Consider the following 23,940-nt stretch of genomic DNA (forward strand, 5'->3'; position numbering starts at 1 on the left):
GATCTGTCTTGCGCGGTGCGCGCTACACTATTCGGCAGGCCGGAAACGGCAACGGCCCGCCGCGATCACGACTCCGTCATCGCACAACGCTGCCGCCCCGCCAACGGATCAGGCCGCCGCTGCCGGCTTCTTCTTCTCGTCGCGCAGCTCCCGGCGCAGGATCTTGCCGACATTGGTCTTCGGCAGCTCGGTCCTGAACTCGATCTGCTTCGGCACCTTGTAGTTCGTGAGCTGCTCGTGGCAGTGCTTGATGATGTCCTCGGAGGTGAGGTTGGGGTCCTTCTTCACCACGAACGCCTTGACGACCTCGCCGGTCTTCTCGTCCGGCAACCCGATCACGGCGGTCTCCAGCACGCCCGGATGGGTCGCGATGACCTCCTCGACCTCGTTCGGATAGACGTTGAAGCCGGAGACGAGGATCATGTCCTTCTTGCGGTCCACGATCTTGACCGAGCCGTCCGTGGCCATGACGCCGACGTCTCCGGTGCGGAAGAAGCCGTCCGCCGTCATCACCTTGGCGGTCTCGTCGGGACGATTCCAGTAGCCTGCCATCACCTGCGGGCCCTTGGCGCAGATTTCGCCGGGTTGTCCCAGCGGCACCTCGTTGCCGTCATCGTCGCGGATCGACAGCCAGGTCGACGGCAACGGCAGGCCGATGGTGCCGGTGAACTCCGTCGAGGTCGGCACGTTGCAGGTCAGCACCGGCGCGGTCTCCGACAGGCCGTAGCCCTCGGCGATGCTGCAGCCCGTCACCTGCTTCCACTGCTCGGCGACCGGGCGCTGCACGGCCATGCCGCCGCCGTTGGAGACCTTGAGCTTGGAGAAGTCGATCTTCTTGAAGTCAGGATGATGCAGCAGGCCGTTGTAGAGCGTGTTGACGGCCGGGAAGGTGTTGACCTGATACTTCATCAGCTCCTTGATGAAGCCGGGAATGTCGCGGGGATTGGGGATCAGCAGATTGGCGCCGCCGGCGCGCACTGCGAGCAGGAAGCAGCAGGTCAGCGCGAAGATGTGGTAGAGCGGCAGCGCGCAGACGATCAGCAGCTGATCGACATGCGGCGGCCGGTCCATGACCGGCTGCAGCCAGGCGTCGTTCTGCAGCACGTTGGCGACGACGTTGCGGTGGAGCAAGGTGGCGCCCTTGGAGACGCCGGTGGTGCCGCCGGTATATTGCAGGAAGGCGACGTCGTCGGGGCCGATGGCGGGCTTCTGGAAGCGCTTGCCGCGGCCGGCGGCGAGCGCATCGTTGAACGGCACGGCGCCCGGCAGCGAGAACGCCGGCACCATCTTCTTGAGGCGGCGGACGACGAGGTTGACGATCACGCCCTTGAAGCCGAGCAGGTCGCCCATGCTGGCGACGACGATGTGTTTGACCTGGGTGTGTCCCACCACCTGCTGCACGGTGTGGGCGAAATTCTCCAGCACGATGATCGCCTCGGCGCCGGAATCCTTGAGCTGGTGCTCGAGCTCGCGCGGCGTGTAGAGCGGGTTGACGTTGACGACGGCGTAGCCCGCGCGCAGCACCGCGGAGATCGCGATCGGATATTGCAGCACGTTCGGCATCATCAGTGCGACGCGCGCACCCTTCGCCAGACCCAGGCCCTGCAGATAGGCGCCCATCGCGACCGACATCTCGTCGAGCTCGCGATAGCTGATCGCCTTGTCCATGCAGATGAAGGCGCGGCGATCGGCGAATTTCTTGAAGCTCTCTTCCAGCAGGTCGACGAGCGACGGGTATTTGCCCGGATCGATATCGGCGGGAACGCCGGCCGGATAGTGCTTGAGCCAGATGCGCTCCATGACCCTTCCTCTCTGATCGTCTCTTGTTCGTATATCGGCAGCCGCCTCTCCGGGGCCGGCGGCGCCAATATCGAATTTCCGGCCGTTCAAGGCAAGCGGCCGGCGCGTCGATGAAAGGGGAGGTACAGGCAGTCCGGGCCGAGGGCCCGCGCCAGTTGCCGGCTGCGTCAGCATGCGCCGCGCGGGATCAGCCGTCCTTCGGCGCGGGCTTGCCGTCCGTCTTCGGCTTTGCGGCGGCCTTGGGCTTGGCGGGCTTGGGCGCGTCGGAGCCGGCTTTTTCCGCCGGTTTTCCGCCGGCTTCGTGCTTGGCGGCGACGTGGCGTGCCGCGCCCGGCTTGGCGTTCGACGGCTTGGCATCCGACGGCTTGGCCGCGGCCTTCGCATCCGCATCGGTCTTGGCGGCGGTCCGGGTCGCCGGCTTGGCATCCTTGCGGGCGGCGGCATGCGCCTTCTTGCCGCGGTGCCTGGCCGGGGTCTGCGCGTCGGCATCGGCGGCGACAGCTGCGATCAGCGCCGCGCCGGTGCGCGTCGGGCCGGTGTAGACCACGACCGGCTCGGACGGAGCGGGGGCCGCCGCCAGCAACTCGGACGGCTTCATGGACTGCGCCTGCAGGCCGGCGAGCAGGGTGCCGCCGGTCGCCTCGCCGTCCGCGCCGGCAACGGTGTCCTCGTCCTCGTCGCTGGCCGGCCGGTGGCGGCGGCCGTTGCACATGTCGTCGCGCAGGTTGGGCGGCGTCGCGTCGACCGGGGCCAACTGATCGACCGTGCCGAGCGGCGACTTCAGCCAGCTCAGCTGGTTGCCGTTGAAGCCGCGGTCGAGCATCTGGATCGCGCGCACGGCGCGCATCTGTCCCGAGGAGGCGCCGAGCACCACCGCGATCAGGCGCTTGCCGTTGCGGGTCGCCGAGGCCACCAGATTGTAGCCCGAGGCGCAGATGAAACCGGTCTTGAAACCGTCGGCGCCGGGATAGCGCCCGATCAGCTTGTTGAAGTTCTGCACCACGCGGCGGCCGTAGCGGATCGACGGGATGTGGACGAAGTATTCGTACTCGGGAAGATCGCGGATGATGGCGCGCGCCAGGATCGCGAGATCACGCGCCGAGGTGATCTGGCCGTCGGCAGGCAGTCCGTTCGGATTGACGTAGCTAGTCTGCGTCATGCCGAGCTTGCGGGCGGTGTCGTTCATCATCGCCGAGAAGCCGTCGATGGAGCCGCCGACGCCCTCGGCGAGCACCACCGCCATGTCGTTGGCGGACTTCACCAGCATCATCTTGAGCGCGTTGTCGACGGTGAGCTGCGTGCCCGGCCGGTAGCCCATCTTCGACGGCGACTGCGAAGCCGCGGTCGGCGAGACCGTGAACAGCGTGTCGAGCGTGATCCTGCCCTCCTTGACCGCCTTCAAGGTGACATAGGCGGTCATCAGCTTGGTGACTGATGCTGGGTACCAGGGATAGGTCGCGTTCTGCGCTTCCAGCACCTTGCCGGTGTCGGCTTCGACGAGCAGCAGCGCCTCGGCATGGGCCCAGCGCGGCGCGAGCACGAGAGCGGCAGCGAGAACGATGATCTTGATCGGGGAATAGCGGAACAACAGGCGAAGCGTCTGCACTGGTCAGATCCGGTCCTTTGAGACCCGCCTCGCGCGGCGAGGTGGGCAAACGGGCTTTCGGGTTTCAAGCGTGTCCGGTGCCGCTTCGGTTGCGGCAGGTCGCGAACCTATACCGGCTCGACGCTGGCGAACAGAGCCCAGCCATTCAATTCCACGATGAAAGCGTCCCGCGATCAGGCCTTGACGGTGGTGCCGTCGCTGTCCGGCGCGACAAGCGACGCGCGTGCGTTCTCCTGCACCATGAACTGGGCCCTCGCGAGTTCCGCGAAATGGCCGCCCTTGGCAACGAGTTCATCGAACGTTCCGCTTTCGATCACGCGCCCGTTCTCGAACACCAGGATTCTCGTTGCATTGCGAATCGTCGAGAGCCGGTGTGCGATCACGAAGGTCGTGCGCCCCTTCATCACCTCGTCGAGCGCCGCGTTGAGCTTGGCCTCGGTGACGGCATCGAGCGCGGAGGTCGCCTCGTCGAGAATCAGGATCGGAGGATCCTTCAAGAGGGCACGCGCGATCGAGAGCCGCTGGCGCTCGCCACCGGACAGCATGCGGCCGCGTTCGCCGGCGTTGGTATCGAAGCCCTGGTCGGCACGATCGATGAAGTCGAGCGCCTGGGCGCGCGCGGCGGCGGTGCGCAGCTCCTCGTCGGTCGCGTCCGGCTTGCCGACCAAAAGGTTCTCGCGGATCGAGCGATTGAACAGCAGCGCCTCCTGGAACACGACGCCGATGTTCCTGCGCAGTGCCGCGAGCTTCAATCCGCGGACGTCCATGCCGTCGATCCTGATGAAGCCGGATTGCGGATCGAAGGCGCGATGCAAGAGTGCAATCGCGGTCGACTTGCCGGCGCCGGTCGGTCCGACCAGCGCGATGGTCTGGCCGGGCAGCGCGGTGAAGGTGAGGTCCTCCACCGCCGGACGCTTGCCGTCATAGGAGAACGAGACGTCGTTGAATTCGACCAGGCCCGAGAGCCGGCCGACCTCGATCGCGTCGGGGCGGTCGCGCACGGCCGGCACCGCATCGAGCACGGTGAAGAACTCGGCCAGCCGCGGCGCCTCCATGAACACGTTGTTGATGAAGGACACGACCTGCTCGAGCTTCTGGATCAGCATGGTCGCGAACGACACGAACATCACGATCTCGCCCACGGACGTCAGTCCGGCCTGATGCAGGGCGATGCCCAGCGTGAAGATCGCGAGCACGGTGATGGTGGTCGAGGCACGCGTGATGACCGTCACCAGCGCCCACCAGCCGAGCACCGGCATCTGCACCGACAGCAATTGTCCGGCCACGGTGCGCAGGCCCTGCACCTCGGCATCGATGCGCACGAAGCTCTGCACCAGCGCGACGTTGCCGAGCGCGTCGGAGGCACGCGCCGACAGGTCGCTGTAATGCTCCTCGACCTCGCTCTGCATGCCGTAGGTCTTGCGTACGACCAGGGTCGTCAGCACGGTGAACACCACGCACAGCACGAACAAGAGGATCGCGAGCCGCCAGTTCAGATAGAGCGACAGCGGCAGCAGCACCAGCACCGACATGATCGCGGCGAAGTGCTCGCGGAAGAACGACAGCCACAGCTTCCACAGCGCGTCGGTGCCGTTGATCATCACCTTCATCAGCCGGCCGGAATGGGTGCCGGAATGGAACGTCAGCGGTAGCTGCAAGATGTGCTCGAAATAGCTCGTCAGCACCGCATGGCGCTGCCGGTGCGCCAGCCGGTCGGCCTGCAGCGCGACCCAGGCGCTGGCCAGTATCGTGAACAGCCCGAATCCGGCCCAGGCCGCGAGCAGCGGCCAGGCGGTGCTGGTCGAGGCGTTGCCCGAGAGCGAGTCGACAATGCGTCCGAACAGCACCGGCTCGGCGAACTGCGCCACCGCCAGCGCCAGGTTGGCGATCGCGAGAAACCAGCCGAGCCGCGCCTCCTTTCCGAGCAGATGGAGCACGCGGGCATAGATGCGGAGCAGGGACATGGGCGGGGCGCTTCGTGTCGGCAGTTGGAATCAGCGCTGGGCGCGCGGCGCCATGTTAGCAAGGGAACGGCCGCCGCGGCGAGCGCTCAGTTGACCAGCCGGCTGTCGGCGGGCGGCAGGAAGCTGTCGTCGAAGATGTCGGCGGGTTGCGGACGCTTGTGGTGGAATTTGCCGTCCTCGGCGAGTTGGTCGAGGGCCCGCTCGAACCGGGCGGGATCGATGCCGCCGATGCCATCGCGGCGGACGTCCGGCGTCAGCACGTTGTCGACGAGCACGCTCTGCAGCCGCTGCAGCTCGAGCTCGCGGGAGCCGTCATCCATCCGGCCCACCACGTCGGCGATCGCGCCGGCAGGGTCCTTGATGGCAAGCTGGAGGCCCGACGTCAGCGCGCGCAGGAAGCCCTTCACGGCAGCCGGCTGCTTGGCCGCAAAGCCGGGATTGACGATCACCGCATGGCCATAGGCCTCGCAGCCATAATCAGCGAAGCGCAGCACCGCGAGATCGGCGGCGGGCACGCCGCGGTCGCGCAGATTGATCGCCGAGAGATACGAGAAGCCGCTGACGGCATCGACCTGGCCGGCCGACAGGATCGGCTCGCGCACGGCCGCGCCGACGCGCGACAGCTTGATGGTCTCGGGCCTGAGATGGTTGTGCCTCACGACCGCCGGCCACAGCCGGATCGAGAGGTCGCCCTCGGCGACGCCGAGCGTTTTGCCTTCGATGTCGCCGAGCCCGTTGATGCCGCGACTCCTGCGCGCGATGATCGCGTAAGGCGCCCTGTTGAACAGCACGAACACGGCCTTGACCGGCTGGCTGTTCGACGCGTCGCGATAGCGGATCAGCTCGTTGATGTCGGCGAGCGCCATGTCGGCCTCGCCGGAAGCGACCCGCGCGATCGCATCGGGAGAGCCCTTGGCCGTGGTGATGGTGACCGTCACGCTTTCGGTGGCAAACAGCCCGCGGCTGGCGGCGAGGACCAGGGGCGCCATGCTGCCATCGAGCGGCCGATCCAGCGCGAACATGACGGCGACCGGACGTTTCGGCTCCTCCGCCGCAGCTTCCTGTCGCGACAGGCATGAGGGCACGACGACGACGGCGAGGAACGCCAAAGCAAGCAGGGTGAGGGATCGTCGCATGCGCATCATGTCACGCCGGTATTCGCAGGCCGTACCGGTCTTGTCACGCCGGTATTCTAATCAGTTCGCCGGCCGTCGCGGGATCGAGCCGCGGGATCGTCATGTCAATTTCGTGACAACGTCGCTTTCTCGCTGCCCGCTCGGGGCCGGCGGTGCCTGATCATGTCGGATCGAATGTGAATGGTCCATGAGCAAGGCCTGCGGCGATTTGCGGCTTCGACTCCGGGTTTCGCGAGGGGAACTGTGGGCGCAGTTCGCGAGTTGATACGCGAGATTGGATCGTACGGAGAAAACATATGATCGCACAGCGCGGAAGTTTTTCCCGCTTTGGCCGTGCTACCGTCCTGGCGACGGTGGCCGCGGTGACTTTGACGGCCGTGCAGCCGACACTCGCCTTTGCCGGCTCCGCGCCGGCCGAGAAGGGCGTCGTCGCCAAGACGGCCAATGATGGCGGCCTGACCGATGTCAGCGCGCGCCGGCGCCACTATCGCGGCAATGGCGGTGCGGCGGCTGCGGCTGCCTTTGCCGGCATCGTCGGCACCGGCCTCGCCATCGCGGCGGCGCAGAACCGCCGTTCCTACTACGAGGACAATTATTACTATGGCCGGCCGGCCTATTACGGCTACGGGCCGCGCTATCAGTATTACGGCGGCGGCCCCTATTACGGTGGCGGCTATCATCATCACCCGCATTGGTGATGTGAGATCGGATGAGACGATCCGCCGGCCCCGTGCCGGCGGATTTTTTCTTGCCTGCTGCGAACGTTAATATGCGGGCCATCGATTTTAACTAGTGTGGCGAGATGACTGATTCGATCGATCGGCTCTATCGCGCTGTCCTGGCGGCCAGGGATCTCGACCCCGCGCGATCGCGCACGGCCAAGCTGATGCAGCAGGGCACGGCCAAGATGGCCAAGAAGCTCGCCGAAGAGGCGATCGAGGTCGCGATCGATGCCGTCGGCGGCGACGCCCAGGCCGTGGTGCGCGAAAGCGCCGACCTGATCTACAATCTGGCCGTGCTGTGGGCCGAGCTCGATGTCCAGCCCGAGGACGTCTGGCGCGAGATGGAACGGCGCGAGCTGATGCTCGGCATCGCCGAGAAGCTGCCGAAATCGCCCGCGAAGGTCGCCAAGGCCGCGCCCGGACGGGTGGCGGGGCGACCGATCGTCGCGGCCGACCGGACGATCCGCAAGCGGCACTAGTGTGGCGGTCCGATTCGGACCGGCATATGGGCCATGGACAAATCCTGCCCGGTTTGCTTCATCGCCACCATGCTCAGACGGATCTACGACTGGTGTATCGACGCCGCCCACAAGCCGCATGCCATGTGGATCATGGCCGCGGTCGCCTTCGCTGAAAGCTCGTTCTTTCCGGTGCCGCCGGATGTGATGCTGATCCCGATGTCGCTGGCGAAGCCGCAGCGGGCCTGGCTGTTCGCCGGCGTCTGCACCGCGGCCTCGGTGGCGGGCGGCCTGGTCGGTTATGCCATCGGCGCGCTGCTCTACGACTCCCTCGGCCATTGGCTGATCCAGCTCTACGGCCTCGGCGACAAGGTCGAGGCGTTCCGGGCGTCCTATGCCGAGTGGGGCGCCGTCATCATCCTGCTCAAGGGATTGACGCCGATCCCCTACAAGCTGGTCACGATCACGTCGGGCTTCGCCGGCTATAATCTGTTTCTGTTCATCGTCTGCTCGATCATCGCGCGCGGCGGCCGCTTCTTCATCGCCGCGATATTGCTCAACCGCTATGGCGAATGGATCAGGGTGCGCATCGAGAGGCATCTCGGCCTGTGGGTGGCGATCGGCGCGGCCGTGCTGGTGGCCGGCTTCGTCATCGCCGTGAAGCTGATCTGATGCGGCCGCTGCGCCCGGGGCGGGGGGCGGGGGCGGCGCTGCTCGTCGTCGTCTCGGTGCTCTCTGCCGCCGCGGCATGGGCGCAAACGACGCCTTCCTTGGGGCTGCGAGAAGCGCCGCAACAGCCACCGCAGCAGGCGCCTGCCGTCCAGCCTGCGCCGCCCTCCAATCCGGGTCTGGTGGAGGAGCTTGGCAAGCTGTTCGAGAAGATGTCGATCATTCCGCTGAAACCTTCGGGTGATGCCCGCGCCGAGCCGCCGGCGGCCGGCAGCGATCCCACCGGCGCTGCCGCGGATCAGCCCGCCGCGACACCGGTGCAGCCCACTGGCCCGGTCGCGCCGAAGGGCGGCGCCGACACCAAAGACGTGCTGAAGGAGACCGGCGAGACCTTGTCGCGCCTCGCCAAGCCCTCGAGCATGATCACCGGGCGCTCGGTCTGCCCGATTGCCACCAACGGCACACCGGATTGCAAGCTCGGCGCCGACCGGCTGTGCCAGGGCAAGGGCTACAAGGACGGCAAGAGCCTCAACACCGACTCGGCGGAGACCTGCTCGGCCAGGGTGCTGATCCCGGGCCGGCAGCGCAAGCCGGGCGACTGCCGCACAGATACCTTCGTCACCTCGGCGCTCTGCCAATGACGCCTGCATGCCAGCGCCTCAACGCAAGACCGTGATCGGGCTTTTCCGGTCCCTCTGCGGGCGAATTGCCATCACGGCTTGATGTCGGGCATGCTCGCGATCACGAGCGTCTCCGCATTTCACAACGAGGAATTCCCATCCATGTCCATGCCCGCCTTGTTCAAGGGCCGCCTGTCGATCCCGGTGATCGGCTCGCCGCTGTTCATCATCTCCGTGCCCGACCTGGTGATCGCGCAGTGCAAGGCCGGCGTGGTCGGTTCGTTTCCGGCGCTGAACGCGCGCCCGGCGGCGCTGCTCGACGAATGGCTGGCGCGTATCACCGAGGAGCTTGCGGCCTACGATCGTGCACATCCCGAGCGTCCGTCGGCGCCGTTCGCGGTCAACCAGATCGTGCACCGCTCGAACAACCGGCTCGAGCAGGATCTCGCGCTGTGCGAGAAGTACAAGGTGCCGATGATGATCACCTCGCTCGGCGCGCGCGAGGAGCTGAACCAGGCGGCGCATGGCTGGGGCGGCATCGTCTTCCACGACGTCATCAATCAGTTCTTCGCCCACAAGGCGATCGAGAAGGGCGCCGACGGCCTGATCCTGGTCGCGGCCGGTGCCGGTGGCCATGCCGGCACGATCTCGCCGTTCGCCTTCGTGGCGGAGACCCGGAGCTGGTTCGACGGCCCCATCGCGCTGTCCGGCGCGATCGCGAACGGCCGCGCCATCCGCGCCGCGCGCGTCCTCGGCGCCGACTTCGCCTATATCGGCTCGGCCTTCATCGCCACCAAGGAGGCGAACGCGGTCGAAAGCTACAAGGACATGATCACCAAGTCCGGCGCCGACGACATCGTCTATTCGAACCTGTTCACCGGCGTGCACGGCAACTACCTGAAGCCGTCGATCGTCGCCGCCGGCCTCGATCCGGACAACCTCCCGACCTCCGATCCGTCGAAAATGAGCTTCGGCACCGATGCCTCGGGCGAGCGCGCCAAGCCGAAGGCCTGGAAGGAGATCTGGGGATCGGGGCAGGGCATCGGCGCCATCAAGGACGTCGTCCCCGCCGCCGAGCTGATCGCGCGCTTCAAGAAGGAATATGACGAGGCGATCGACCCGCCGCTGTGAGGCGGCTCAGCGACGGACAAAAGGAAAAGCGCGGCAGCCTGGGCTGCCGCGCTTTTTTTTAACCCGCAATAAGCTGGACGAGTTACTCCAGTTCGATCGCCTGGAACTTGCCGCGCTCGTCCAGCGCCGTGCCCCAGATCTTGTGCGAGGCCTGGTGTTCGGCGCGGCCGAAGCCGAGCTTGGCGCCGAGACCGAGATCGATGTCACGCATGTTCTCCAGCGTATCGATCAGCGCCTCGGTGTCGAGCTGCGGGCCAACCCGGCGCAGCGCCTGGATCAGCACGTTGGCCGAGACGTAGCCTTCGAACGACACGTAGGACGGCGCCTCGCCCGGGAAGTACTTCTCCAGCGCGCTCTTGTATTCGAGCACGGCGCTCGAATAGCCGCCGACGGCCGGCACCACCTGGGTGACGATCACGCCGCTGGCATAGCGCGGGCCGAGCAGCATCAGTTCGTCGGAGAGCTCGGTCGAACCCACGAAGGAGACGTTGGTGTAGATCATGTGCGGGAACAGATCGCGCGTCTTCTCGATGAACTTCGCGGCGGCGCGATAGGTTGCGACCATGACGATCGCCTTGGGCGGGTTCTTCAACGCCCTCAGCTGGTTGACCGCGTCGTCGACGTCGACCGTGTTGCGCTTGTAGTTGAGGCGCAAGATGGACGTGTCGGCAAGGCCGAGCGTGCGGAAGGCCTTGGCCACACCGGAGAAGCCTGCATCACCATAGGCGTCCTGCTGCGCGAACACGGCAATGTCCTTGGCCGGCAGGCGGCGCAGCTTGACGAGGTAGCGCACGACGGTGTCGGTCTCTTCCGCGTAGCTGGCGCGATAGTTGAATACATAGCGATCCGGCGGATCGTTGCGCAGCAGGTTGGCGCCGGTGAACGCGCCGTAGAACAGCACGCGACGCTGCAGGGCGTAGGGCATCGCCACGGCAGAAGTTGGGGTGCCGACGTTGCCGACGAAGCCGAACACCTTGTCCTTCTCGTAGAGCTGCTTCATCGCGTCCAGCGTCCGCGACGGCTCGTAGCCGTCGTCGGCCGAATAGAGCCGCAGCGAGCGCCCGGCGATGCCGCCGGCGTCGTTGGCGCGGTTGAAGGCAGCCTCGATGCCCATCTTCATCTGCCGGCCGAGCTCCTTGGCAGCGCCGGAGAACGGAGCGGCGATGCCGAAGCGGATCTCGTTGGCGGTGACGCCCTGGACGTTGGTCGTGGACGCCGGCGGCAGCGTCGCGGTCGGTGCCGTCGCGGCGACAGCCGCGGACGGGGCGATCACCCCGGCGAGGCTGGTGGCGGTCTGGCTCGGCGCGCTTTGCCCGAGCGAGCGCTCGAGCTCGGCGAGCTGGCGGCCCGCGGAGTTACAGTCGGTCTGAGCCGCCCCGACGCGGTTGCGTCCATCGGCGACGTAGCCGTTGAAGACGCGGGTGAGCTCGTCACGATCCGAGCCGCCGGTGGAGGCCTCCCGGATCACCTCGCGAAACTTGTCGACAATGGCCTGAACGCGGCCCTGGTCGATCGCCTGACAGGCGGATGCTGCTCCCACGATCGGCCCGACCCGGCTCGCAAGATTACGCACCACATCCGCATTGGTGCCCGCCGCGCTGGCGGGCGTTGCGAGCAATGCCGCAACCAAGAACACGCTACAACGAAAGTTCATTGCCACTATCCCACTTTGGACCCCATCCAGGTCTTCCGCCTGGTGAATTGACGCCGTGTCTGCGACGGAGAAGACATAAGACCGTCACCATGCACAGACCAGCCTTTCCTAAGAGCATGACCATTTCGGTAACCCGACACGCCTTTTTCCGATCATACTTTAGGACCTGCTAACGAAACGTCTTCACCAGTTCTTCCCCTTCGAAGCTAATTCTACTCAAGTTCGATTGCCTGATACGTGCCGGTTTCGTCGAGTGCGGTGCCCCAGATCTTGTGCGAGGCTTGGTGCTCCGCGCGTCCAAATGCGAGCGTCGTGCCGAGGCCGAGATCGAGGCTGCGCATCGATTCGAGCGTGTCGATCAGCCGCTCGGTGTCGAGCGGATTGGTCTGCTTCAGCGCCTGGATCAGAATCGTCGCCGCGATATAGCCTTCGAGAGACGTGTAGTCCGGCCCCTCGCCGGGGGCGTATTTGGCCAGGGCGTTCTTGTAGTCGAGCACGAGGCTCGAGTACCCGGAAACCGCCGGCACGCCCTGCGTCACGATGACGCCGTTGGTGAAGCGCGGGCCGAGCAGCTTGAGCTCGGTCGCGAGCGAGGTCGAGCCGACGGCGGACACGTTGGCGTAGATCAGGCCCGGCACCGCGTCGCGCGTCTTCTCGATGAACTTCGCAGCGGCGCGATCGGTCGCGACCATGATGATCGCCTTGAGTCCCGGCTTGTGCGCCTTGACCTGATTGACCGCCTCTTCCACGTCCATCGTCGCGCGCGGATAGTTGATGCGCGTCACGGTATCGCCAATGTTCAACTGTCGGTAGGCCTTCGCGACACCGGTGTAACCGTCGTCGCCGAATGGGTCCTGCTGGGTGAACACGGCGATCTGCTTGGGCGAGACGCGCTTCATCCTGATCAGGTAGCGCACCAGCGCGGCAGTCTCCTCGGCGTAGCTCGCCCGATAGTTGAAGACGTAGCGATCCGGCGGATCGCGTCGCACCACGGCTGCGCCGGTGTTCGGCGCGAAGAACAGCGTGCGCCGCTCCAGCGCATAGGGGATCGCCACCTGCGAGTTGGCGGTGCCGACGTTGCCGATGAAGCCGAACACCTGCTCCTTGTCGTAGAGCTGCGTCATCGCCGCCAGCGTGCGGTTCGGATCGTAGCCGTCGTCCGCCGCCACGAGACGGAGCATGCGCCCGTTGACGCCGCCGGCATCGTTGGTGCGTGCGAACGCGGCCTCGATGCCCTGGCGCATCTGACGCCCGGTCTCCTTGCGGATGCCGGAGAACGGCAGGACCATGCCGAAGCGGATCTCGCGGTCGGTGATGCCGCGCACGGGGCCGGCGGTGACGGCGCCGGTCGTCGTTTCGGCCTTGACCGGTGTGATCGGGGCCGTCGCCGCAGCCGGCTCGCCGAGCGAGCGTTCGAGCTCCGTCAGTTGCCGCTCCGCGGCCGCGCAGGTCGCCTGCGAGGCGCCCGTACGACTACGGCCCTCGGCGATGTAGCCATTGAAGCTGCGGGTCAGCTGATCGCGCTCGCCGTCATTCCTCGTCGCCTGGCGGATGGCTTCGCGGAATTTGTCGACCATGCCCTGGACGCGGCCCTGCGCGATGTCCGGGCAGGCGGATGCCTGTCCCACGATCGGCCCAACCCGGCTGCCGAGCTCCCTGACGACGTCGGGAGCCGCCGCCAGAGCGGGGCTGAAGGGAGCTGCGAAAACACTCCCGATGATCAACGTGGACCAACGCACGGCCATCGAACCTTCCACCTGCTCAGCCTGTTTCAAACCCTCTTCGTTCTACTATTCGTGGCATTTCGAATTAATGTCGGGTTTCTCTGTCGCTCTTTTGTCGTGGTAGTCGAGGCCGTCGTGCCTCCAGCGGTATCCTATTCAAGTTCGACGGGTTGGTAGGTGCCGCTGTTGTCAAGCGCCGTGCCCCAGATCTTGTGCGAAGCCTGGTGTTCGGCGCGGCCGAAGCCGAGCTGCGTGCCGAGGCCGAGATCGACGTTGCGCATGTTCTCGAGCGTTTCGACCAGTTGCTCGGTATCGAAGTTCGGACCGGCGCGCTTCAGTCCCTCGATCAGGATGCTCGCCGCGATGTAGCCCTCGAGCGAGGTGTAGTCGGCCGGCTCGCCCGGGGCATATTTCGCAAGTGCGGTCTTGTATTCGAGCACCAGGCTCGAATAGCCGGAGACGCCGGGCACGGTCTGGCTGACGATCACGCCCTCGGCGTAGCGCGGTCCGAGCAGCATCAGCTCGCTGGCGAGCGCCGAGCCGGCAACCGCCGAGATGTTGGCGAAGATGACGCCCGGAAATACGCCCTGGGCCTTCTCGATGAACTTGGCTGCGGCACGCGTCGTTGCCAGCATCACCACCGCCTTGACCGGGGTCTTCAGCAGCTTCAGCTGATTGATGGCGTCGTCGACCTCGACCGTGTTGCGCGGATAGTTGACCCGGACGATCGAATTGTCGCTCACCCCGAGCGTTCGGAATGCCTTTGCCACGCCGGCGAAGCCCGCGTCGCCGAAGGCGTCGTTCTGCGCGAATACGACGATCTGGCGCGGATGCAGCCTTCGCATCTTCACGAGATAATGGACCAGCGCGTCGGTCTCCTCGGCATAGCTCGGCCGGTAGTTGAAGACGTAGCGGTCGGGCGGATCGTGGCGCACGACGTTGGCGCCGGTATAGGGCGCGAAGAACAGCGTGCGGCGCTCGAGCGCGTAGGGGATGGCGACCGCGGCGGTGGCCGAGCCGAAATTGCTGATATAGCCGAACACCTGCTCCTTCTCGTAGAGCAGCTTCATCGCATCCAGCGTGCGCGCGGGATCGTAGCCGTCATCGGCGGTGACGAGCTTGAGCACGCGGCCGTTGACGCCGCCGGCCTCGTTGGCGCGATTGAACGCCGCCTCGACGCCGATCTTGAGCAGTCGCCCGCTCTCCTTCACCGGTCCGCTGTAGGGAATGACCATGCCGAGCTTGATCTCGCTCTGCGTCACCCCGCGCACGTTGCCGGCCGGCGGCAGCAGTTGCGCCGGTACGGTCGCGGCCTGCGCCGTCGCAGGTCCGATGCTCACGGCAGGCAGGTTCGCGCGCGCCGGAGGCGGCGCTGCGATGGATCGTTCGAGATCGGCGAGCTGCCGGTCGGCGCCGCCGCAATCCATCCGGCCTGACGTGACAAGGCTGCGGCCTTCGGCCACATAGCGGTCGAGCAGGCGCGTGAGCTCATCACGGTCGGCCTCGCTGGAGGCGGCCTCGCGGATGACGAGCTGGAATTTCTCGATGATGGCCTGGATGCGCGGCCGGGCGATGTCGCGGCACGCGAGCGCGGCGCCAATGATCGGGCCGACGCGGCCGCCGAGCTGGCGCGCCACGCTGACACTCTCGCCGGGCGCGGCAACGGCCTCGCCGGCCATGAGGACCGCAAGCAGGATGGCTGCCACACGGGCGTGAGCCAGCGGACGGCGTGCTGCCGCTTTCTGCGGTAGGACGTCGATCATCGTCGCCTGTGAAGTGTTGGAAGCTGGATCAGTCGTAGAGGGTTAGCGAACCCGCTCCATCTGACCCGTCTTCTGGTTCCACTGCATGAACTGCTGCAGCATGGGCTTTTCGGGATTGTCGGAATCTGCCGCGGGCTCCGGAGCGTCCGCGAGCAGCGACTTGAACTGCGACAGCGCCGGGGCGGCCTGAGCCTCGACCCGCTCCGGCAGCGCGCTGGTCTGATCCGCCTTGGCGTCCTGCACGTCGGCGGCGACCGGCGGCAGCGTCTTCATCGACTGCACGGCGGCGACGAAGGACGAGCTCGCGTCGGGCTGGCGCCACACCGGCACGATGTTGACGAAGAACAGCGCGACGACGGCGGCGACGCCGGTTGCGGCGGCGAAGCGGCCGGCCACCTTGAACACGACCGAGCGGCGGTCGCGCTCGCGCTCCAGATCCGGCGGCTCGCGCATGACCTGGGGATTCAGCGATTGGCGAAGGGATTCGAACACGGCGGTCTCCAGGCGAGCATCGAGCGGTCCTTGCTGTCCCGAAGCGGGACGCTCGGCCGCCTCCGCTGCCTTGGCATTGTCACCGACGAGAGATAGACGCGCGGCTTCCGGACGTTCGCGCAGCCACCGCGGTGCATAGTGCAGCGGGTCCTGCGGGTTCATCGGATTCTGTTCACTCAACGAACTCATACGCTACTCCTCTGACGCTCGATTCCGGTAAACTGATACGCTTCTGCCACGGTCGTATGAGAGCTAGTTTCAAACGAAGAGCGGGAGCGGTTCTGCCACTTCAGATCACACGGAATCATTTGCAGAATCAGACGTTTCGCGTCGATCAGCGATCGCACGCCAGCAGTCCCTTCCTGCAAGGCGCCGTGGCACGTTTGCCGTGCCTTGGGCGCCTCTATCGATCCCATGCCCCGCCCCCTGACGAGTGTCAATCGATCGGAACTTCCTAAAGCCGTCGGTTCCGAATTATATGTACGTTAAAGTTATCATCATGATGTGATTAAAATGAGGCATGACAGGTCTTGACGCAGATGCTCATGAATTGCGTCTCATTGATGCCAACATTGCGCCTTGATTCGATCATCATCGAACTATGTCGGGCGGGCCGCTGTCGATTTTTGAGCGGCTTAGCGTCGATTTAACCATCCGTTAACCATCTGGCGCCGACAGTTAACCAATCACTAAGAAGGGTTGGGTCGGATGGTCATGAGTGCCAGCGCTGAAACGGTGCGTCCTGTTATTCGTCTGCGCGGGCGCTCCTACGTCGCCTTCGTGTTTTCGCCGGTTGTGCCGATTGCCGATTGGCTGGCTGAGCTCGATGCAACGCTCGCGGGCTCGCCCGGCTTCTTCGTCGGCAAGCCGATCGTGCTCGATCTCTCGGCGCTGGATCTGAGCCCGCTCGCCATCACCCATCTCATCAAGAGCATCGAGTCGCGCAACATCCGCGTGCTCGGCCTCGAAGGCGTCGAGCAGGGGCGGCTGTCGCTCGGCATGCCGCCCTTGTTGTCCGGCGGCCGTCACTGCGCCGTGCAGGAGATCGAGCCGGAGAAGCCACAGCTGCAGCAGCCGACCTCGCTGCTGCTCGACCAGCCCGTACGCTCGGGCCAGTCGATCGTGTTTCCCGATGGCGACGTCACCGTGCTCGGCGCGGTGTCGTCGGGCGCCGAGATCGTCGCCGGCGGCTCGATCCACGTCTACGGCGCGCTGCGCGGCCGCGCGATGGCCGGTATCAACGGCAACGCGGCGGCGCGCATCTACTGCCAGAAGATCGAGGCCGAGCTGGTCGCGATCGACGGCTACTACCAGACCGCCGAGCAGATCGACGCCGCGTTGCGCGGCCGGGCCGTGCAGGCGCGGCTCGAAGGTCATTCCATGAAGATCGTTGCATTGAACTGAGTAGCAGGAGGATTCGTGACATGTCGAAAGTACTCGTAGTGACGTCGGGCAAGGGTGGCGTCGGCAAGACCACCACGACGGCGGCGATGGGCGCGGCGCTGGCGCAGGCCGGCGAGAAGGTCGTCGTCGTCGATTTCGACGTCGGCCTGCGCAACCTCGACCTGGTGATGGGCGCGGAGCGCCGCGTCGTGTTCGATCTCATCAACGTGGTGCATGGCGTCGCCAAGCTGCCGCAGGCCCTGATCCGCGACAAGCGGCTGGAGAATCTGTGGCTGCTGCCGGCCTCGCAGACCAAGGACAAGGACGCGCTGACCGAGGACGGCGTCGGCCGCGTCATCACCGAGCTGCGCAAGACATTCGACTGGGTGATCTGCGACAGCCCGGCCGGCATCGAGCGCGGCGCGATGCTCGCGATGCGCTATGCCGACGAGGCGCTCATCGTCACCAATCCGGAAGTATCGTCGGTGCGCGATTCCGACCGCATCATCGGCATGCTCGATTCCAAGACCGTGCGCGCCGAGAACGGCGAGCGAGTCGAGAAGCACATCCTCATCACCCGCTACGATGCGGGCCGTGCCGCGCGCGGCGAGATGCTGTCGATCGACGACGTGCTGGAAATCCTGGCGACGCCGCTGCTCGGCATCGTGCCGGAGAGCCAGGACGTGCTGCGCGCCTCCAATGTCGGCTGCCCGGTGACGCTCAACAGCCCGGCCAGCGCGCCGGCGCGCGCCTATCACGATGCAATGCGCCGCCTGCTCGGCGAGGAGGTCGAGATGCAGATCCCGACCGAGCGCAAGGGCCTGATGAACCTGCTCCTGGGACGGAGGGCTGCATGAGTGTGCTGCGGCTCTTTACGGGGCGTGCGGCCTCCGCGCCCGTCGCGCGGGAGCGGCTGCAGATCCTGCTCGCGCATGAGCGCAGCCTGCGCGGCCAGCCCGATCTCCTGATGCAGCTGCGCGAGGAAATCCTCGCCGTGGTTTCGCGCCATGTGGTACTTGATCCGGACAAGGTCATCGTTCGCATGGACCGGGGAAAGCATGTCTCGACGCTCGAGGTCGACATCGAACTGCCCAATGGCGCCGACCGCGCCTTTGCCAGCGCCGGCTGAGACGTGGCGAGGCGCGCGCTGATGCGGCCGATCTTCCGCATCGCGGACAATCGGGTCGCCGTCAGCTCCGATGCTGCGGGACCATGGGATCCGACCATGCAACATGGGTCTGCGCCATCGGCGCTGGCCGTGTGGGCGGCCGAGCGCATTCCCACGAAGTCGCCGATGCGCATCGCCCGCGTCACCATCGACCTGATGCGCCCGGTGCCGCTCGCAGAGCTCCTCATCGAGACCGAGGTGCTGCGCGAGGGGCGCAAGATCCAGCTCTGCGCCGTGCGCTTGCGCGCCGGCGACACGGTGGTCGTCACGGCGACCGTGCTCAAGATCAGGCAGGATGCGGTGCCGCTGCCGGACGATGTCGGCGAGCTGCCGGTCGATCTGGTCGGCCCCGACGAGGCGCTGCCGGAGCCGGCTGATTTCTCGACCAGCCCCTTCGTGCGCGGCATGACGCTCCGCGCCGCGCGCGGCCGCTTCGGCGTCAAGGGACCGGGCGCGATCTGGTACCGCGTCGACTGGCCGCTCGTCGAAGGCCATGCCGTATCGCAGGCGATGCGCGCCGTGGTCGCGAGCGACTTCTGCAACGGCACCTCGGCCGCGCTCGACTTCCACAGCTACACGTTCCTCAATGCCGACCTCACCGTGAACATGGCCCGCGAGCCGGTCGGCGACTGGATCCTGCTGGACGCCGAAAGCTGGATCGGCCCGGACGGCGCCGGGCTGGCGATGGCGCGATTGGGTGATGCGAGAGGCTATTTCGGCCGCGTGGTGCAGAGCCTGGTGATCGAGAAGCGGTGAGGGGGCGGTCCGCCGTCCGTATCTCGTTCATAGCGGGTTGGCGAACTGATCACCGCACCAGTGCTGCTTCGCTTCCAACGGCGCGCCGCGGCGAGGTGTCATGAGGTTGCGCCGGTGATCGGCGGTTGCTTGCTTCGTTACGGGTGAACCAATCAACCCTGCGCCAAGCTCCGCTGCGCCCTCTCCCCCGCTCGCGGGGGAGAGTTGGAGAGGGGGCGCCACGCACACCGCCGCTGGAGCGGCCCCCTCCCTAGCCCTCCCCCGCAAGCGGGAGAGGGAACGCACTGCCGTTGTCGCGACTGAACGAGTCCGACCACGAATGATCTCGCTCTCACGCCGCGCGCACCGTGCCGAGGAAGCGCCCGACCTCCAGCTTCAGCCGGTTGCTGTCCTGCGACAGCGACTGCGCCGCCGACAGCACCTGCGACGAGGCCGAGCCGGTTTCGCTGGCGCCATGCTGCACCTCGGTGATGTTGGACGACACTTCGTGCGTGCCCTGTGCCGCCTGCTGGATGTTGCGCGAGATCTCCTGCGTCGCTGCGCCCTGCTCCTCGACCGCCGCGGCGATGGTCGAGGAAATCTCGGACAGCCGTTCGATGGTGCCGCTGATCTCCCTGATGGCGCCGACCGACTCCTGGGTCGCCGCCTGGATGCCGGAGATCTGCTGGCCGATCTCGCCGGTCGCCTTGGCGGTCTGCTCGGCCAGCGCCTTGACCTCGGAGGCGACCACCGCGAAGCCGCGGCCGGCTTCGCCCGCGCGCGCCGCCTCGATGGTGGCATTGAGCGCGAGCAGGTTGGTCTGCCCGGCAATGGTGTTGATCAGCTCGACGACGTCGCCGATGCGCGCTGCGGCCTTGGACAACTCGCCGACGCGGTCGTTGGTCTTGCGCGCCTGGTCGACGGCCTCGTTGGCCATCCGCGCGGATTCCTGCACCTGCCGGCTGATCTCGGTGACCGACGAGCTCAGCTCCTCCGTGGCGGATGCGACCGACTGCACGTTGGCGGTCGCCTGCTCGGATGCGGCCGCGACGGTGGTGGTGCGCTGCTGTGTGCGTTCGGCGGTCGAGGTCAGCGTCGTGGCCGACGCTTCGAGCTCGGTCGAGGCCGAGGAGACCGTGTTGATGATCTCACCGACCGCGCTCTCGAAGCTGTTGGCCAGGTCATGCATGTCGCGCTTGCGCCGCTCGACGGCGAGCTTCTCGGCCTCCGCCTGCTCGGCGCGCAGTTTCTCGGTCTCGATGGCGTTGTTCTTGAACACCAGCACGGCGCCCGCCATGTTGCCGATCTCGTCCTTGCGGTCGGTGCCGGGAATCGGCGCCGCCATGTCGCCGCCGGCGAGCCGGCGCATCGCCTCCGTCATCGCCGTGATCGGGCGCGACACGCCGGCCACGATCATGTAGCCCATCGCGATGCACAGCAGCGCCGCCAGTGCGATCACACCCAGAATCCAGGCGCGCGAGGACAGATAGACCGCGGCGCCCTTGTCGGCTTCCTTCTTGCCCTGCTCGACGTTCCAGGCGAGGTCCTGTTCCAGCGCCTTGCGGGCCAGCACGAAGTCGTCGCGCAGCTTGCCCATGAAGAACGCGGTTGCGGCGTCGACCTGGTTCTTGCGTGACAGTTCGAGCAACTGCTTGCTGTCGTCGAGATAGGCGGTCCACGGCGTCTTGAACGCAGCCACCAGCGCCTTCTCCTCCGACGTCGTCACCGTCGGCTCGTAGAGGCGCCAGGCCTTGTCGAACAGCTCGAGGCTTTCGGCGATCTGCCGTTCCTGGATTGCCTTTTCGTCGGCCGTGGTCGCCAGCAGGAACTGACCCTGCCGGGCACGATATTGCTCGATCGATTTGGAGATGGTTCCGAGCCATCCGGTCGCCGGCAGCCAGTTGTCGCGCACTTCCGCAGCCGAGCCGTTCACGCTACCGAGACGATCGATCGAGAAGCCGCCGAGCCCCATCGCCGTGATCAGCACGATGCCGAACGCCAGCAGGACCTTGTTGCGAATGGACAGGTTGGAAAACGACGGCATCTGCGACTCCGGCTTCGATAGGTCCAGGGATTGGGTGCAGCCGGCTCGAAGAGAGCGCGTTGCTGCAAATCGGCGCGACGAGCGCTCGTCGGTGAGGCGTCATGGTCCGCGCGTGCGGCTGATTTGGCCGGGGAGTTATAAAGATTGCTCTAAACTTGAGCAGACCAGGATAGCCGTATAAATACGGCGCGCTGCGAACTACACGCAGATGGAACTACGCGCAGCTGAACGGAACAAGCGTCATGGCGAAATCAACGAAGGCTGAAGGTGCCGGCGAGGGGAGCCAGTCTCCGTCGGAACTGATCGACGTCCGGATCAAGCAACTCGGTGACTGGCGCGGCGTCACGCTCGGCCATGTGCGTGATCTCATCAGACAGGCCGATCCCGATATCGTCGAAGAATGGAAGTGGCGCGGCGTTCCCGTGTGGTCGCATGGCGGCATCGTTTGCACCGGCGAAACCTACAAGGCGGCTGTGAAGCTCACCTTCCTCAAGGGAGCTTCGGTGCCTGACCCTTCCGGCCTCTTCAACGCCAGCCTCGACGGCAACACCCGCCGCGCCATCGACCTTCACGAAGGCGACGTGATCGACGAGGCGGCGTTCATGGCGCTGATCCGCGCCGCGGTTGCGCTGAATGGGACGAAGCGGAGCGGTCGGAAAGCGTAGCAGGGGCGGTGCAGCAGCGGACGGCAATCCTCACGCGTCGCTGCCCGCCCGGGGTCGCGAGCCAACGGGCCGCTGCGCATGCGCGGCGCGATGACAGGCGATGACAGGCTTAGCGAAGCACACCAGTTGCAGGAAACGGTCGAGCACCTGACGAACTCGCTGGAGTTGCGCCGCGCAGCGAAACCGGCTATTCAGCGCCACCCCAACTTCAACGCAGGAGGCGACGATGTCCAGACTCGCACGCTTCCCGGGCTCGCTGCGCGATCATTGACGCGGCCACCGGGATGATTGTCCCGGATATGATCTGACTCTTTCACAACTCATCGAAAAGCCCGCGGCCCTCCTGGCCTGCGCTTGAACACTTGTGTCATGACATCTCATCCTCTGCTGACTCCCCGCCGGGAGCCGGTGCGTTCTTCGTTGTGTGAACGTCGGCTGCGGCGCTATGCGTCTCGTTTCCAGTCCCGCGTCACTGCGCTGGCGCAGCGCCATCCGCATCTCGCCGACCTCGCGCTGAGCTTTCCGGCGCTGTTGTTCGCGCTGGCGGTGCCGCGCAAACAGGTTGACCCGGAGCCGGCGATTGCTCGCGTGATCGCGGGACGTTCGCTTGCCGAGGCGGCCGCCGCGGCGGGCCTGCCGATGTGGCTGCGCAAGCTGCCGCCGGAGGCGTTCGTTTGTCCGATCCCGCGGCTGCCGGACGGCGATCTGTTCCGCAGGCAGATCGGCAATCACTTGCCGCGCTCGCCGAAGTTGATGCCGATATGGCTGCAACTCGTCTCGGAGATGGCGACCATCGCCCATGAGGCCGCCGCCGTCTGGATTGCGCGGGAGTACGTCCGTGCGCCGAAGATCGTGAACCGCGACCGCGTGCATCTGCTCGCCCTGTGGATCTGGTTCTCTGGCCAGCCCGGCCGTCTCGCCCACGATCTCATCGAACGGCCGTGGACGCCGGACATGAGGCTCGATGCCGCAATCACTGCCGCATCCAACTGGCGCGGTCGGATCTCGCTGCATCTCAATCTCGGTCAATTGCCGATCAGCGACATGTGGCTCGATCCCGGCCGGATCGGGGACTATGAGTTCAGGCCGCTCGACAAGATTCCGGATCTGGTCGACGAAGCGGCCGCCATGCGCAATTGTGTCCGCACCTACGGCGCTGACATCGTCCACAACCGCTCGCGGCTGTGGAGCGTCCGTCACCGGGGTGAACGCGTTGCGACGCTGGAGGTCGGCCGCCACTGGCGCGATCCTTTGCTGAACATCGTCCAGCTCAAGGGGGCCGGAAACGCGGCCGCGTCGCACGACCTGTGGTGGATCGCGCGACGCTGGCTGCATCTGCACGATCTCTCACAGATCGAGCCGGCCAGGATGAAGTGGGGCCAGGCGCCGCTCGACCTCGTCACTTGGCGCGCGCTGTGGCGGCCCTATTGGCTTGCCAAACGCCGGATTCCCGACTGGCTCCCGCTTCCACCCTCGCGCGACGCGTTCGGTGCGCTGTGATGAAGCCCGCGCGCTGGCGCGGTCGCGCTGGACCCGACGAACGACTCGGGCAGTATCCCGGCCATCGCGCAGAGCGGGGCCATTGACCGACGGAGGTGATTTGCCCGACGAACAGGCTTTCTCACGTTCACCGCCGGCTCCACGGCCGCGCCGCGCAGCGGAAACCGCGTGCGCCGAAATGTGAAATTCGGCAACGCCTTCAAGCAGATTTGGCCTGTCCAGATCCTCGACGAAAAATATTCGACTTTGCATTATCAGAAATATCTGTTTTCCTCTTCTCATCCCGCCTCACTGACGAGGGGCGCTTCGCGAACGTCACGACGCGTTGGGGTGGGAGGCGGTGGCCGCGACGGGCGCAGCGTGCTCCAAGCATGCCGACGTACGTCTCGTCGCGGACGGTGAAGTCGCAGGGTCCTGGCCTCCCGACGCTGAGGTCAAGTTTCGTGAGATCGCCCAGGGGCATCTTGCGGGACGACGGTGGCAAACAAGCCCGGTCGCCGGGGAGACTGCGTATAATCCGTCAACCCATCGCGCAGGGAAGGCCGGGTCTATCCGGCCGAACCTGTGGTTCTGCCGCGTGCTTTTTTGCTGCACGCGGACCGCAGGCCTCGGTCGAGGCCTGGCCTTCCCTGCACCCTCCGTCTGATGGAGGGGAGAACGTCAGCAAGACTCGGACGCCGATGCGTCGCGAGATGGAAGGGCCATG

At 66.1% G+C, this 23,940-nt stretch carries 20 protein-coding genes; 11 read left to right on the forward strand and 9 right to left on the reverse strand.

Annotation, left to right across the window (positions count from 1 at the left end; genetic code table 11):
- Positions 1-108 precede the first annotated feature (108 nt).
- The 4 genes from QX010_RS18830 to QX010_RS18845 all read right to left on the reverse strand — a co-directional run bounded on the left by QX010_RS18830 (position 109) and on the right by QX010_RS18845 (position 6,512).
- On the reverse strand, positions 109-1,800 hold the full coding sequence (locus QX010_RS18830) for a long-chain fatty acid--CoA ligase (RefSeq protein ID WP_316181102.1): 1,692 nt from the start codon (positions 1,798-1,800) through the stop codon (positions 109-111).
- A 187-nt stretch (positions 1,801-1,987) separates the two neighbouring features.
- Complete coding sequence (locus QX010_RS18835) at positions 1,988-3,406, reverse strand: D-alanyl-D-alanine carboxypeptidase family protein (protein WP_316181104.1); 1,419 nt, start codon at positions 3,404-3,406, stop codon at positions 1,988-1,990.
- Between the two features lie 173 nt (positions 3,407-3,579).
- A complete protein-coding gene (locus tag QX010_RS18840; RefSeq protein WP_316181105.1) occupies positions 3,580-5,370 on the reverse strand; it encodes a glucan ABC transporter ATP-binding protein/ permease in 1,791 nt (596 codons plus the stop codon).
- An 86-nt stretch (positions 5,371-5,456) separates the two neighbouring features.
- Positions 5,457-6,512 carry an ABC transporter substrate-binding protein gene (locus QX010_RS18845; protein WP_316181107.1) on the reverse strand — a complete coding sequence of 352 codons (1,056 nt, stop codon included), beginning with the start codon at positions 6,510-6,512 and terminating at the stop codon, positions 5,457-5,459.
- 290 nt (positions 6,513-6,802) lie between these two features.
- Here QX010_RS18845 and QX010_RS18850 point away from each other — a divergent pair, with 290 nt between their 5' ends.
- From QX010_RS18850 to QX010_RS18870, 5 genes are all read left to right on the forward strand, one after another.
- Positions 6,803-7,204 carry a hypothetical protein gene (locus QX010_RS18850; protein WP_316181108.1) on the forward strand — a complete coding sequence of 134 codons (402 nt, stop codon included), beginning with the start codon at positions 6,803-6,805 and terminating at the stop codon, positions 7,202-7,204.
- 104 nt (positions 7,205-7,308) lie between these two features.
- Positions 7,309-7,707 carry a phosphoribosyl-ATP diphosphatase gene (gene hisE / locus QX010_RS18855; protein ID WP_316181109.1) on the forward strand — a complete coding sequence of 133 codons (399 nt, stop codon included), beginning with the start codon at positions 7,309-7,311 and terminating at the stop codon, positions 7,705-7,707.
- 69 nt (positions 7,708-7,776) lie between these two features.
- A complete protein-coding gene (locus tag QX010_RS18860) occupies positions 7,777-8,358 on the forward strand; it encodes a YqaA family protein (RefSeq protein WP_316181277.1) in 582 nt (193 codons plus the stop codon).
- Positions 8,358-8,996: a hypothetical protein gene (locus tag QX010_RS18865; RefSeq protein WP_316181111.1), complete on the forward strand. Its 639-nt coding sequence runs from the start codon at positions 8,358-8,360 to the stop codon at positions 8,994-8,996. Before QX010_RS18860 ends, QX010_RS18865 begins: the two co-directional genes overlap by 1 nt.
- Before the next feature lie 141 nt (positions 8,997-9,137).
- Complete coding sequence (locus QX010_RS18870; protein WP_316181113.1) at positions 9,138-10,106, forward strand: nitronate monooxygenase family protein; 969 nt, start codon at positions 9,138-9,140, stop codon at positions 10,104-10,106.
- An 82-nt stretch (positions 10,107-10,188) separates the two neighbouring features.
- On the opposite strand, the gene QX010_RS18875 is transcribed toward QX010_RS18870, so the two are convergent.
- The 4 genes from QX010_RS18875 to QX010_RS18890 form a co-directional block, all read right to left on the reverse strand.
- Complete coding sequence (locus tag QX010_RS18875; RefSeq protein ID WP_316181115.1) at positions 10,189-11,760, reverse strand: ABC transporter substrate-binding protein; 1,572 nt, start codon at positions 11,758-11,760, stop codon at positions 10,189-10,191.
- Between the two features lie 212 nt (positions 11,761-11,972).
- The gene (locus tag QX010_RS18880) at positions 11,973-13,505 is read right to left on the reverse strand and encodes an ABC transporter substrate-binding protein (protein WP_316181116.1); all 1,533 of its coding nucleotides are present in this window, start codon (positions 13,503-13,505) and stop codon (positions 11,973-11,975) included.
- A gap of 131 nt (positions 13,506-13,636) precedes the next feature.
- Positions 13,637-15,247, reverse strand: a complete 1,611-nt coding sequence (locus tag QX010_RS18885) for an ABC transporter substrate-binding protein (RefSeq protein WP_316181118.1) — start codon at positions 15,245-15,247, stop codon at positions 13,637-13,639.
- Between the two features lie 42 nt (positions 15,248-15,289).
- Entirely contained in the window at positions 15,290-15,928 is a 639-nt protein-coding gene (locus tag QX010_RS18890) for a hypothetical protein (protein WP_315804605.1), read from the reverse strand.
- A gap of 519 nt (positions 15,929-16,447) precedes the next feature.
- Here QX010_RS18890 and minC point away from each other — a divergent pair.
- The 4 genes from minC to QX010_RS18910 are packed head-to-tail and all read left to right on the forward strand — an operon-like array spanning position 16,448 to position 19,046.
- Positions 16,448-17,143, forward strand: coding sequence for a septum site-determining protein MinC (gene minC / locus QX010_RS18895; RefSeq protein WP_316181120.1), 696 nt, complete (start codon positions 16,448-16,450; stop codon positions 17,141-17,143).
- A gap of 20 nt (positions 17,144-17,163) precedes the next feature.
- The gene (minD, locus tag QX010_RS18900; protein ID WP_315804603.1) at positions 17,164-17,979 is read left to right on the forward strand and encodes a septum site-determining protein MinD; all 816 of its coding nucleotides are present in this window, start codon (positions 17,164-17,166) and stop codon (positions 17,977-17,979) included.
- On the forward strand, positions 17,976-18,251 hold the full coding sequence (minE, locus tag QX010_RS18905) for a cell division topological specificity factor MinE (RefSeq protein ID WP_315716282.1): 276 nt from the start codon (positions 17,976-17,978) through the stop codon (positions 18,249-18,251). Before minD ends, minE begins: the two co-directional genes overlap by 4 nt.
- 21 nt (positions 18,252-18,272) lie before the next feature.
- Positions 18,273-19,046, forward strand: a complete 774-nt coding sequence (locus QX010_RS18910) for a thioesterase family protein (protein WP_316181122.1) — start codon at positions 18,273-18,275, stop codon at positions 19,044-19,046.
- A 331-nt stretch (positions 19,047-19,377) separates the two neighbouring features.
- Here QX010_RS18910 and QX010_RS18915 read toward each other — a convergent pair whose 3' ends face one another.
- Positions 19,378-21,069, reverse strand: coding sequence for a methyl-accepting chemotaxis protein (locus tag QX010_RS18915; RefSeq protein ID WP_316181124.1), 1,692 nt, complete (start codon positions 21,067-21,069; stop codon positions 19,378-19,380).
- Between the two features lie 242 nt (positions 21,070-21,311).
- Between QX010_RS18915 and QX010_RS18920 the strand changes: the two genes are divergently transcribed.
- Both QX010_RS18920 and QX010_RS18925 read left to right on the forward strand, forming a co-directional pair.
- Positions 21,312-21,734 (forward strand): DUF1801 domain-containing protein, encoded by a 423-nt coding sequence (locus QX010_RS18920; protein WP_315804600.1) that lies wholly within the window; start codon positions 21,312-21,314, stop codon positions 21,732-21,734.
- Positions 21,735-22,154: 420 nt separating this feature from the next.
- Positions 22,155-23,234, forward strand: coding sequence for a hypothetical protein (locus QX010_RS18925; RefSeq protein WP_316181125.1), 1,080 nt, complete (start codon positions 22,155-22,157; stop codon positions 23,232-23,234).
- Positions 23,235-23,940: the final 706 nt, after the last annotated feature.

It is taken from the genome of Bradyrhizobium sp. SZCCHNRI1009, assembly GCF_032487575.1.
Taxonomy (GTDB): domain Bacteria; phylum Pseudomonadota; class Alphaproteobacteria; order Rhizobiales; family Xanthobacteraceae; genus Bradyrhizobium.

Excerpts from the sequence above, each read along its gene's own strand:
- QX010_RS18870 (WP_316181113.1), top strand. The coding sequence starts at position 9,138 with ATGTCCATGCCCGCCTTGTTCAAGGGCCGCCTGTCGATCCCGGTGATC.
- minD (WP_315804603.1), top strand. The coding sequence starts at position 17,164 with ATGTCGAAAGTACTCGTAGTGACGTCGGGCAAGGGTGGCGTCGGCAAG.
- QX010_RS18880 (WP_316181116.1), bottom strand. The coding sequence starts at position 13,505 with ATGGCCGTGCGTTGGTCCACGTTGATCATCGGGAGTGTTTTCGCAGCT.
- QX010_RS18840 (WP_316181105.1), bottom strand. The coding sequence starts at position 5,370 with ATGTCCCTGCTCCGCATCTATGCCCGCGTGCTCCATCTGCTCGGAAAG.
- QX010_RS18910 (WP_316181122.1), top strand. The coding sequence starts at position 18,273 with ATGCGGCCGATCTTCCGCATCGCGGACAATCGGGTCGCCGTCAGCTCC.
- QX010_RS18875 (WP_316181115.1), bottom strand. The coding sequence starts at position 11,760 with ATGAACTTTCGTTGTAGCGTGTTCTTGGTTGCGGCATTGCTCGCAACG.
- QX010_RS18830 (WP_316181102.1), bottom strand. The coding sequence starts at position 1,800 with ATGGAGCGCATCTGGCTCAAGCACTATCCGGCCGGCGTTCCCGCCGAT.
- QX010_RS18885 (WP_316181118.1), bottom strand. The coding sequence starts at position 15,247 with ATGATCGACGTCCTACCGCAGAAAGCGGCAGCACGCCGTCCGCTGGCT.
- minE (WP_315716282.1), top strand. The coding sequence starts at position 17,976 with ATGAGTGTGCTGCGGCTCTTTACGGGGCGTGCGGCCTCCGCGCCCGTC.
- hisE (WP_316181109.1), top strand. The coding sequence starts at position 7,309 with ATGACTGATTCGATCGATCGGCTCTATCGCGCTGTCCTGGCGGCCAGG.
- minC (WP_316181120.1), top strand. The coding sequence starts at position 16,448 with ATGGTCATGAGTGCCAGCGCTGAAACGGTGCGTCCTGTTATTCGTCTG.
- QX010_RS18890 (WP_315804605.1), bottom strand. The coding sequence starts at position 15,928 with ATGAGTTCGTTGAGTGAACAGAATCCGATGAACCCGCAGGACCCGCTG.
- QX010_RS18860 (WP_316181277.1), top strand. The coding sequence starts at position 7,777 with ATGCTCAGACGGATCTACGACTGGTGTATCGACGCCGCCCACAAGCCG.
- QX010_RS18845 (WP_316181107.1), bottom strand. The coding sequence starts at position 6,512 with ATGCGCATGCGACGATCCCTCACCCTGCTTGCTTTGGCGTTCCTCGCC.
- QX010_RS18865 (WP_316181111.1), top strand. The coding sequence starts at position 8,358 with ATGCGGCCGCTGCGCCCGGGGCGGGGGGCGGGGGCGGCGCTGCTCGTC.
- QX010_RS18915 (WP_316181124.1), bottom strand. The coding sequence starts at position 21,069 with ATGCCGTCGTTTTCCAACCTGTCCATTCGCAACAAGGTCCTGCTGGCG.
- QX010_RS18920 (WP_315804600.1), top strand. The coding sequence starts at position 21,312 with ATGGCGAAATCAACGAAGGCTGAAGGTGCCGGCGAGGGGAGCCAGTCT.
- QX010_RS18850 (WP_316181108.1), top strand. The coding sequence starts at position 6,803 with ATGATCGCACAGCGCGGAAGTTTTTCCCGCTTTGGCCGTGCTACCGTC.